General features: G+C 69.5%; 4 protein-coding genes. 1 reads left to right on the forward strand and 3 read right to left on the reverse strand.

Translation table 11 applies throughout. The features are described from left to right. Window positions 1-38 precede the first annotated feature (38 nt). The 3 genes from sucD to OU415_RS37845 all read right to left on the reverse strand — a co-directional run bounded on the left by sucD (window position 39) and on the right by OU415_RS37845 (window position 4,054). Window positions 39-923, reverse strand: a complete 885-nt coding sequence (sucD, locus tag OU415_RS37835; RefSeq protein ID WP_270954610.1) for a succinate--CoA ligase subunit alpha — start codon at window positions 921-923, stop codon at window positions 39-41. Window positions 924-926: 3 nt separating this feature from the next. Then, window positions 927-2,093: an ADP-forming succinate--CoA ligase subunit beta gene (sucC, locus tag OU415_RS37840; protein WP_270954611.1), complete on the reverse strand. Its 1,167-nt coding sequence runs from the start codon at window positions 2,091-2,093 to the stop codon at window positions 927-929. A 260-nt stretch (window positions 2,094-2,353) separates the two neighbouring features. Beyond that, complete coding sequence (locus tag OU415_RS37845; RefSeq protein WP_270954613.1) at window positions 2,354-4,054, reverse strand: hypothetical protein; 1,701 nt, start codon at window positions 4,052-4,054, stop codon at window positions 2,354-2,356. A 610-nt stretch (window positions 4,055-4,664) separates the two neighbouring features. On the opposite strand from OU415_RS37845, the gene OU415_RS37850 reads away from it, so the two are divergent. Beyond that, on the forward strand, window positions 4,665-5,363 hold the full coding sequence (locus tag OU415_RS37850; protein ID WP_270954614.1) for a M23 family metallopeptidase: 699 nt from the start codon (window positions 4,665-4,667) through the stop codon (window positions 5,361-5,363). Window positions 5,364-5,408 lie beyond the last annotated feature (45 nt).

Below are 5,408 nucleotides of genomic sequence, written 5' to 3' on the forward strand. Positions count from 1 at the left end.
CAGGTGTCCGCCCCCGACGAAGGTGTTCGAGATCGGGCTCAGCCCTTGATGATCTCGCGCATCAGCTTGGCGGTCTCGCTCGGCGTCTTGCCGACCTTGACGCCAGCGGCCTCCAGGGCCTCCTTCTTCGCCGCGGCGGTGCCGGACGAACCGGAGACGATGGCGCCCGCGTGACCCATGGTCTTGCCCTCGGGCGCGGTGAAGCCGGCCACGTAGCCCACCACCGGCTTGGTGATGTTGGCCTTGATGTAGTCGGCCGCCCGCTCCTCGGCGTCGCCACCGATCTCACCGATCATGACGATGGCCTCGGTCTCCGGGTCGTCCTGGAACGCCTGGAGCGCGTCGATGTGGGTGGTGCCGATGATCGGGTCACCACCGATGCCGACGCAGCTGGAGAAACCGATGTCCCGCAGCTCGTGCATCATCTGGTAGGTCAGCGTGCCCGACTTGGACACCAGGCCGATCTTGCCGGCGCCGGTGATGTCGGCCGGGATGATGCCGGCGTTGGACTTGCCGGGCGAGATGATGCCGGGGCAGTTCGGCCCGATGATCCGGGTCTTGTTGCCGGTGGCGTTCGCGTGCGCCCAGAAGTAGGCCGAGTCGTGCACCGGGATGCCCTCGGTGATGACCACGGCCAGGCCGATCTCGGCGTCGATAGCCTCGATCACCGCGTCCTTGGCGAACTTCGGCGGCACGAAGACGACAGACACGTCAGCGCCGGTCTCCTCCATGGCTTCCTTGACGGAGCCGAAGACGGTGAGCTGCTTGCCCTCGATCTCGACGGTCTGCCCGGCCTTGCGGGCGTTGACGCCGCCGACGATGTTGGTGCCGGAGCGCAGCATCCGAGCGGTGTGCTTGGTCCCCTCAGAGCCGGTGATGCCCTGAACGATGACCTTGCTGTTCTCGTTGAGGAAGATAGCCACGTCTCATGCCCCCGCAGCCAGCTCGGCGGCCTTGTCGGCCGCACCGTCCATGGTGTCCACCACGGTGACGACCGGGTGGTTGGCCTCGGCCAGGATGCGGCGGCCCTCTTCGACGTTGTTGCCGTCGAGGCGGACGACCAGCGGCTTGGTGGCCTCGTCGCCCAGAATCTGCAGCGCCTGCACGATGCCGTTGGCGACCGCGTCACAGGCGGTGATGCCGCCGAAGACGTTGACGAACACCGACTTCACGGCCGGGTCGCCGAGGATGACGTCCAGACCGGCCGCCATGACCTCGGCGGACGCGCCGCCGCCGATGTCCAGGAAGTTCGCCGGCTTGACGCCGTTGTGGTTCTCCCCGGCGTAGGCGACGACGTCCAGCGTGGACATGACCAGGCCGGCGCCGTTGCCGATGATGCCGACCTCGCCGTCCAGCTTGACGTAGTTGAGGCCCTTGGCCTTGGCCTTGGCCTCGAGCGGGTTCTCGGCGTCCTTGTCGACCAGCTCGGCCTGCTTCTCCTGGCGGAACGCGGCGTTCTCGTCCAGGGTCACCTTGCCGTCCAGCGCGATGATCTTGCCCTGCGGGTCCTTGACCAGCGGGTTGACCTCGACGAGGGTGGCGTCCTCGGCGACGAAGGTGTCCCACAGCTGAACGATGACGTCCGCGACCTGGTCGGCGACCTCGGCCGGGAACTTGGCGGCGGCGACGATCTCCTCCGCCTTCGCCTTGTCCACGCCCTGGATCGGGTCGATGGCGATCTTCGCCAGCGCCTCGGGCTTGGTGGCGGCGACCTCTTCGATCTCCATGCCGCCCTCGACGGAGGCCATCGCGAGGAAGTTGCGGTTGGCGCGGTCGAGGAGGAACGAGAAGTAGTACTCGTCGGCGATGTCGGAGGCGGTGGTGACCAGCACCTTGCGGGTGACGTGGCCCTTGATGTCCAGCCCGAGGATGCCCTCGGCCTTGGTCTCGGCCTCGTCCGGCGTCTCGGCCAGCTTCACGCCACCGGCCTTGCCGCGACCCCCGGTCTTCACCTGAGCCTTGATTACGACGGGCCCGCCCAGTTCTGCAGCGGCTGCCTTGGCCCCTTGGGGTTCAGTCACCACGGCGCCGGGCAGCGTCGGCACTCCGTGGGAGGCGAAGAGCTCCTTCGCCTGGTACTCGTACAGGTCCACTCGACTCTCCTGCGACGTCGGTGTCGGACTGGGTGACGATATCGACCTGCGACGAAGCATGGGGCGTCGAGTCCGGTGAACTGCCTCACCCGAGGCGCGCCATCACGCCTGGTCGACCCGTTCCAGGCGGTGATTCGCCTGTTCGACGGGTCGGGTGTGGACGTTCGTGGTGACGAACGGAACAGCTCGACCGGGACCGGTGCGGCTCAGATTCTCGATCAAGCATTCGAGTTGGGCAAGACGTCGGTTCGGGTGACGCGTCAGGCCGCCTTGGTCCGGCCGGCCGCCGCTGCGGAGGCGAGCAGCGCCAGCACCGCGGCGATTCCGAACCACAGACCGGTGCCCGGCGCCGAGTCCGGCAGGCGCTCCGCGGTCAGCGGGTACTCGAGCACTCGGACACCGACGACCACTGCAGCCCCGCAGAGCAGTGCGGCGGCTTGCGACGGACGGCACATCGGCGCGAGGACCGCTGCGGCCACAACTGCGGCGAGTGCGATCAGCAGTCCCCACGAGGCCGTGCCGAACTCGGTGAACACGCCGGGCGCCGTGTAGTCGGGCGCGGTCACCACGGGCAGGGCGAATGCGGCAGCGCCCAGCACCAGCGAGATCAGGGCGGGGATCAGCACCGGTCGGCGCATCGCGATCTCGGTCAGGTCCACTTCGTCGCGCTCCACCGCGCCCGCAACGGCTGCGACGATCGCGGCCGCAGCGGCGAACAGCACCGCCACGCCCGCTGCCCACGCGCCGATCCGGGTCTCCGCAGCAGCGGCCTGCACCGCGGTGAACACCGCATCCAGCACACCCGTCGCCGCCAGCGGGACCAGCACCCAGACCACGGGCAGCAGTGGGCGCACCCGAAGCGCGAGGCGCGGCAGCAGCAGGCCGACGCCGACCAGGATCAGCACGATTCCCGCAGGCCACAGCATCCGCGCCGGGTACGACGACGGGTCGCGCAGGCCGTAGGGCATCTCCACCTGCGGTGCGATCGCGGCCAGCGCGGTCAGCGCACCGGCGATCAGCGCCAGCACCGCCGACGAGTCGAGCAGCCTGTTCAGCGCGGGCAGGTGCAGGTCTTCGTCCACTTCGCCGGTTCGGGTGCGCCCGGCGGGCAGGGCCAGCGCCACCAGGGCGAACACAGCGATCAGCCCGAGCACGGGACCCCACGAGTAGCTGATCTCCACCAGCATCGCGGCGGCGATCAGCGGCGGGACGACCACGCCTGCCAGCGCTGCGGCCAGGCCGAGCAGCCCGCCGCGCGCGAAGTCCTGGTCGACGGATCCGGCCAGGTAACCGGCCGCGCTGGGCACGCCGACGGCGAGCAGCACGCTGCCGACCAGCACGATCAGCGGCGCGTCGAGCGCGGGCTTCGGCAGCAGGTAGGGGTCGTCGGAGGCGAACGGCGCCATCAGGACGCCGACCGCCGCGAGCACGCTGACGCACAGGACCAGTGCGAGCAGGCCTTGGCGGTTGGCCCCGGGCCGCTCGTCGCTGGGCCCGACACCGCGCACGGCCAGAACCCCGGCCACGATCGCCGCGAAGTGCCCGGCCAGCAACAACCAGACGCCGATCGACGGGGAGAAGAGCTGGAGGGTGTGCAGCTTGAGCAGCTCAGGACGGGCAGCCAGGCCCGGGTCTGCGACGAACTGCGCGTCGAGGACCAGCCGCCCCGGCGCCAGAACCGCCGGCCCGACCAGCACCGCTGCCGCGATGGCCGGTCGTCCGAAGCGGACGGAGGTAGCGGCGATTCCGGCGGGGAGCAGCGCGAGGACCAGCAGCAGCGGCCACGCCAGGAAGGCGGCGGATGCGCTGGGCGCGACGAGGCCGACCAGGGGGCCTAGGCCGACGAGCACTGCGCCGACGACGGACACCGCTATCGCGGCGCGCAGTTGAGAGGTCACGAGCTGCGGATTCGCGGCCGAAGCCGAAGAACCGCCGGACGGGAGGTCAGGCCGCGCAGTCACCGCGCCGACGCTAGCAACCCCGGGGCCGGGCACCGGCACCGACTCATCTCCTCCGGGGCATCCCGGAGGAGACCGCCCGAACGGAGCATTGGCGGTGCCCATCAAGCCGCTCTTGCGGTGTGACTTATGTCACGAATCATCACGACAGGGTGACTGAATCGAGCCACCCAGGAACAAGTCGTGCCCCGATCGTGCAACCGGCCGCTGATCGAGAACTCGCTGGCAGCTCCGTTGCGCGACGGTCGCTACCAGTATCCGGAAAGCCCCGACAACCACGTCTGGCCCAGCCGTTTCGAACACGGACGGTGCCCGACGCGTCACGTACGGGGATTTGCCCCTAGGGGATCAGCTTGGTTACTGTCCCCCGGTCCGTTGTCACGGTCTGATCACGAAGGACAACCTTTGGCCGGTTCCCCGACCGGCACCCGGAAACCCCGACCCGGGATGCGTGATCAGACTCCCCGAGACGGAAGGGCAGGCATTGGCTCAGCACCGCTCCCCCGGCGGCGAAGCGCAGGTCACGGATCACCCGGAGGCGTCCCCCGACGACCCCTCCAGTAATCCGGGCCGCAACCGGGGCCCATCAACCGCATCCGTCTGGCGTGGCCGCGTGGTCGTCGCCGCCGTTGCCGCCGGCGCTTTCGCAGCTGCCGGGCAATCTCTCGCCGCAGGCGAAGGGCACGCCTCCCCGGACGGGCACGACGACTTCAACGCCTCGGACGCCTCGGCCTCCTTCAACACGGCGATGGCGGAGGACACCCCGCACACCGGTGTTGGCGGCAGCGCTCCCGCTCCGGCCGTGCTCCCGATCGCCAACGTCACTGACACCAGCGACGAGGTCGAGAAGCTCAACAAGAGCGAGCGGATCACCCAGGAGCGCGAGGCGGCCCGCCTCGCCGCCGAGGAAGCCGCCCGGGCCCCCAAGTTCGTGGTTCCCGCGGCCGGCACCTTCACCTCCGGTTTCGGTGGACGCTGGGGCACCACGCACTACGGCATCGACATCGCCAACTCCAAGGGCACCCCGATCTATTCCGTCGCGGACGGCACGGTCATCGAGGCGGGTCCGGCGAGCGGCTTCGGCCTCTGGGTGCGGGTGCAGCACGAGGACGGGACGATCACCGTCTACGGCCACGTCAACACCATCACGGCGAGCGAGGGCCAGAAGGTCAAGGCAGGCGACCAAATCGCCACCATGGGCAACCGCGGTTTCTCCACCGGCCCGCACCTGCACTTCGAGGTGTGGAACGCCAGCGGCAAGAAGATCAACCCGCTGCCCTGGATGCAGGCCCGGGGCATCTCGCCCGCATGAGGCTGAAGCTCTCCAGCTGACTTCCTCGAAGTGGGGCCCGCTCGC

The organism is Saccharopolyspora oryzae (assembly GCF_027853915.1).
GTDB lineage: Bacteria > Actinomycetota > Actinomycetes > Mycobacteriales > Pseudonocardiaceae > Saccharopolyspora > Saccharopolyspora oryzae.